The organism is Streptomonospora sediminis, assembly GCF_054778995.1.
On sequence record NZ_BAAGYZ010000107.1, the window covers coordinates 1 to 4,849 of the forward strand.

At 72.2% G+C, this 4,849-nt stretch carries 5 protein-coding genes; 1 reads left to right on the top strand and 4 read right to left on the bottom strand.

Annotated elements, in window-relative coordinates; genetic code table 11:
* Positions 1 to 7: 7 nt before the first annotated feature.
* On the bottom strand, positions 8 to 775 hold the full coding sequence (locus ACYVD5_RS21275) for a DedA family protein (RefSeq protein ID WP_461002873.1): 768 nt from the start codon (positions 773 to 775) through the stop codon (positions 8 to 10).
* A 324-nt stretch (positions 776 to 1,099) separates the two neighbouring features.
* Between ACYVD5_RS21275 and purE the strand changes: the two genes are divergently transcribed.
* Positions 1,100 to 1,636: a 5-(carboxyamino)imidazole ribonucleotide mutase gene (gene purE / locus ACYVD5_RS21280; RefSeq protein WP_461002874.1), complete on the top strand. Its 537-nt coding sequence runs from the start codon at positions 1,100 to 1,102 to the stop codon at positions 1,634 to 1,636.
* A gap of 108 nt (positions 1,637 to 1,744) precedes the next feature.
* On the opposite strand, the gene ACYVD5_RS21285 is transcribed toward purE, so the two are convergent.
* From ACYVD5_RS21285 to ACYVD5_RS21295, 3 genes are all read right to left on the bottom strand, one after another.
* Positions 1,745 to 2,362, bottom strand: a complete 618-nt coding sequence (locus ACYVD5_RS21285; protein ID WP_461002875.1) for a hypothetical protein — start codon at positions 2,360 to 2,362, stop codon at positions 1,745 to 1,747.
* Positions 2,363 to 2,492: 130 nt separating this feature from the next.
* Positions 2,493 to 2,915, bottom strand: coding sequence for a CoA-binding protein (locus tag ACYVD5_RS21290; protein WP_461002876.1), 423 nt, complete (start codon positions 2,913 to 2,915; stop codon positions 2,493 to 2,495).
* An 87-nt stretch (positions 2,916 to 3,002) separates the two neighbouring features.
* On the bottom strand, positions 3,003 to 4,334 hold the full coding sequence (locus ACYVD5_RS21295; RefSeq protein ID WP_461002877.1) for a UDP-glucose dehydrogenase family protein: 1,332 nt from the start codon (positions 4,332 to 4,334) through the stop codon (positions 3,003 to 3,005).
* Positions 4,335 to 4,849: the final 515 nt, after the last annotated feature.

The following is a 4,849-nucleotide window of genomic DNA, read 5'->3' on the forward strand; positions in this document are numbered from 1 at the left end:
GGCGGGCTCAGCCGCCGCCGCGCCGGCCGGACCCCTCGGCGCCGCCGGGCGCGGGATCGGCACCCGCCTCGGCACCGGCCGCACCGCTGCGCCGGCGCCGCACATTCCGGTACACGCGGGCGGCGACGAACCACACCAGCAACAGGGCGGCGATGGCGAGGACTGCGTTGCTGAGCACGCCGCTCCAGCGCTCCAGCACCGGCGCGATGGCCGGGCCGAACGCGAATCCCAACCCGATCCAGATGCCGTTCCACACCGCGCTGCCGACGAAGGTGTAGCGGGTGAAGCGCCAGAACGCCATGCGCTCGATGCCGGCGGGGATGGAGACCAGGCTGCGCACCACCGGGACGCAGCGGCCGAAGAGCACCGCGATGGCGCCCCAGCGGGCGAAGAACCGCTCCGCCTTGTCGAAGTCCTCCAGGTCGACCAGCGGCAGCTTCTCGACAACCCACCGGGTCCGCTCGCGTCCGAGCAGCGCTCCCAGACCGTAGAGCACCCACGCGCCGATCACCGCGCCGAGGGTCGCCGACAGGATCGCCAACCACAGGTTCATCCGGCCGTCGTAGGCGAGGAACCCGGCACCGGGCAGGACGGCCTCGCTGGGCACCGGCGGGAAGACGGTCTCGATCAGCAGCGCGAGCCCGACTCCTACCTCGCCGATGTCGGTCATCAGGCTCAGTACCCAGCCGATGAACCCTTCGTACTCGGCACCGGGAGCCGGCGGGGGCGGCTGTGTCGCTGCGGCCGGGAGAAGCGGCGATGGTGTCGGATTCACGCGGTATCAGCTCCGTCGCAAGAGTTCGGGCGGGGGAGGTCGGCAAGGGCGGCAAGAGCGGCGCCGGGGCCGCTGGGTGCCCGCACGCAGTTGCAAATTCTGCTGTATTCCACCGCAATCCGCCGCATTCCGCCGTGCATGCGGCGGGCGCGCTACCGCGGACGGACCGGCCGCGCACCCCGGCCGGGTCCCGGCGCGCCTCGACCGCCGCCGCACCCGGGCCCGGCCATAGGATCGCACCCGTTACCCGGCGGTGCAGGCCGCCGTGGTTGGATTCCCCCGGCCGCAGCCGGGAGAGCATGTCAACCGCAAAGGAGACCAGTAGTGACCGAGGACGCCCCCGCCGTCGGAATCGTCATGGGCAGCGACTCCGACTGGCCGGTCATGGAAGAGGCGGCAAAGGCGCTGGAGGTGTTCGGCATCGGCTACGAGGCCGATGTCGTCTCCGCCCACCGCATGCCGCAGGAAATGATCTCCTACGGCACCGAGGCCGCCGAACGCGGACTCAAGGCCATCATTGCCGGTGCCGGCGGCGCGGCCCACCTGCCGGGCATGCTGGCCGCGGTCACGCCCTTGCCCGTCATCGGCGTGCCCGTCCCGCTGCGCTACCTCGACGGAATGGACTCGCTGCTGTCGATCGTGCAGATGCCCGCGGGCGTCCCGGTGGCGACGGTGGCCGTCGGAGCCGCCCGCAACGCCGGGCTGCTGGCGGTGCGCATGCTCGCCGCCCACGACACCGAACTGCGCGAGCGGATGAGCGGGTTCCAGGAGGAACTGCGCACCCACGCCAAAGAGAAGGGCGAGCGGCTGCGCCGCCAGGTCGCCTCGGGCGGCACCTCGACCGGGTTCGGGGCGGGCTAGTGTGCTGATTGATTGGTTCGCACCGATGACCCTGCGGAAATACCGAGATTTCAAAGCTGAGACGGTCATTTCTGCAGGGTCACCGCCGGCCTCAACCCGGGGCGGGCTTCAGTCGCGCCCCCAGCGCGCCCACACGTCGGCGGGCACGTGGTCGACCATGCCGGTCAGCGCCTCCAGCCGCGGCTCGGGATACAGCGGGCCGCCGCCGTCGCTGGTGCAGATCAGCACGTCGCGGTCCAACACGAGGTCGGTGAACCCGTAGGCGCGGATGTCGGCGCGCAGCGACTCCGTGAGCAGCTCGACGGCGAACCCGGTCTCGGGCCCCTCGGCGTAGATGTCCTCGCCGCCTTGCGGGTCGCGGATGTAGAGGTAGGGCACCCGCACCGGCAGTGCGACGGCGTACACCTCGATCCGCAGCCACGGGGTGTCGGCGGCGCTGCGGTGCACGTAGTCGAAGATGCGGAACGGCCGCCCGTGGTGGCGGCCGGTGAGCTCGTTGTGCACCCGGCCCAGCGGCCCGGGCGGCAGCGCCGTGCGCGGCCAGCCCTGGATGGCGCCCTGGTGGCGTTCGGCGTAGCTCCAACCTCGGGTATCGGCGAGCTCGCGCCGTTCCTCGGCGCGGCCCGGCTCGATCGGCGGCGCGCCGGCGCCCTCGGACGGGGCGCGGTTGCCACCGGGATCGGGCCGGTCGCCGGTCAGCGCGCGGAGGAAGCGCGGGCGTTGCATGGCCGCCCCCTACCCCTGGGTCCGGGCGGCGAACCGGCCGCGTTCGCCGGAGATGGGCGGGGAACACCGGCAGAGCACGGTGGGCCTCCTCGTATCGGTTCGGTTCGATGCGGCGGGTGCGCCGGCGCACTCAGCCCAGCAGCCGGGGCCATTCGATCGCCGGGCACCGGTCCATGACCATGGTGCGCCCGGCCGTGCTCACCCGTTCGGCGGCGGCGGAGTCGACCACACCCAGCTGGAACCACACGGCGGCGATGTCTGTGCGGGCCAGCGCCTCGTCGGCGATGGCCCCGGCGTCCTCGGAGCGGCGGAAGATATCGGCGACATCGACCTCGAAGGGGATCTCGGCGAGCGAGGCATAGCCCGGCTCGCCGTGGACGGTCGCGGCACTGGGATGCACGGGCACGATCCGCTTGCCGCGGTCCTGCAGGAAGCGGGCGACGCTGTAGGCGGGGCGCTGCGGGTTGTCGCCCAGCCCGACCACCGCCCACACGCGGCTCTCGGCCAGCACCCGGCGGATGCCGGCCTCATCGGCGACTGCGCTGATGCTCATGCCCCTATGATGCCTTGCACCCGCGTCGATCCCCGACCGGGTAGGTGTATCCGGCCGCGCCCGCGGGCGCGGCCGGACGCGTTGGTTTCAGGGGCGGCCGAGCGCGCGGTAGGTCCACCCGCGGGCACGCCAGTGGCGCGGTTCGAGCGCGTTGCGGCCGTCGACGATGCGGGGCTCGGCCACCACTTTGGCGAGTTCGTCGGGGTCGGCGTCGCGGAACTCCGCCCACTCGGTCAGCAGCAGCACCACCTCGGCGTCGCGCGCGGCCTCCAGCATGCTGTGCGCGTAGTGCAGGTCGGGGTACTCCTGCTGGGCGCGTTCCAGCGCCTCGGGGTCGTAGACCGTGACAATGCCGCCGAGGTCGGCGATGGTCGTGGCCACGTGCAGCGCGGGGGAGTCGCGGATGTCGTCGGAGTTGGGTTTGAACGCCGCGCCGAGCACCCCCACCGTGCGCCCGGCGAAACTGCCGCCGATCAGGCCGCGTGCGATGTCGACCGTGCGCGCGCGGCGCCGCTGGTTGATGGCGTCGACCTCGCGCAGGAAGGACAGCGCGGGTTCGACGCCCAGCTCGTCGGCGCGGGCCATGAACGCGCGGATGTCCTTGGGCAGGCACCCGCCGCCGAACCCGAGCCCGGGGCCCAGGAACTTGCCGCCGATGCGGTCGTCGTAGGACAGCGCCTCGGCGAGCTTGATCACATCGGCGCCCGCGGCCTCCGACACCTCGGCCATCGCGTTGATGAACGAGATCTTCGTGGCGAGGAACGCGTTGGCCGAGACCTTCACGAGTTCGGCGGTGGGCAGGTCGGTGACCATGAAGGGGATGCCCTGCTCGATCTGCGGGGCGCACAGGTCGCGCATGGCGGACTCGACGCGGGGGGAGTCGGTGCCGATTACGATGCGGTTGGGGCGCAGGGTGTCCTCGACCCCGAAGCCCTCGCGCAGGAACTCCGGGCTCCACCCCAGGTGGATGTCGGAGCCGGCCGGGGCGCGGACGGCGATGCGCTCGGCCAGGCGCCCGGCGGTGCCCACCGGCACGGTCGACTTGCCGATAATGATCGAGGAGCCGGTCAGCCGGGTGGCGAGGGCGTCGACCGACGCCTCGACAAAGGCGAGGTCGGCGGCGTTGGAATCGGCGCGCTGGGGGGTGCCCACGCACAGGAAGTGGATGGCGGCGAAGTCGGCGACCTCGTCGTAGTCGGTGGTGAACCGCAGGCGCCCGTTGGCGAGATTGCGGACGAGCACCTCTTCAAGACCCGGCTCGTAGAACGGCACCCGCCCCGCTGAGAGGCTGTCGACCTTCGTCTGATCGACGTCGAGGCCCAGCACCTCGAAACCGAGTTCGGCCATGCAGGCGGCGTGCGTGGCACCCAGGTATCCGGTGCCGATGACGGAGATCCTGCTGGGCGTTTCTACGGCCAATGGTCCGTCCTTCCAAGCTGAGCTGCCCTCGCTGCCATCCGCTCCGACGCGGCTTCGCCCTGCGGCGTTGGCATGCTACCGCCGGGTTGCGCAGGAGGCGGTGCCGGTGCTGACAGGTGCGGCGGCGGGTTGCGCCGCAAGGTGCCCCGGCGTTGCCGGAGCCTGTCGGTACGTGGTCGCGCGCGCCCGGCGGGGCGCCCACTGCGCGGCTGGAACACTGCGCGGTTAAGAAGAGGTGTTTCCGTATTGGCGGCCGACGCAACGTGGACTCGGCCACTTGGTGGCGCGGGTCGGGTGCGAGCGGCTGATCACCGGTGATCCCTGCGATCGTGCGCGCGGAGTGTGGCCCTTCGCGAGCAACCGGTCGACCACAAGATTACCCGGCGGTAAAAGATGGTGGTACCGCGTTGTGCGGCCGGTGTGTCCACGGGTCCGGCGGCGGGTCGGGGTGCCGGCGGGCGGAGACCGGCCGGCGCGGCGGGCAGCGGCCCCGCCGGCCGGACCGCCGGGTCCGC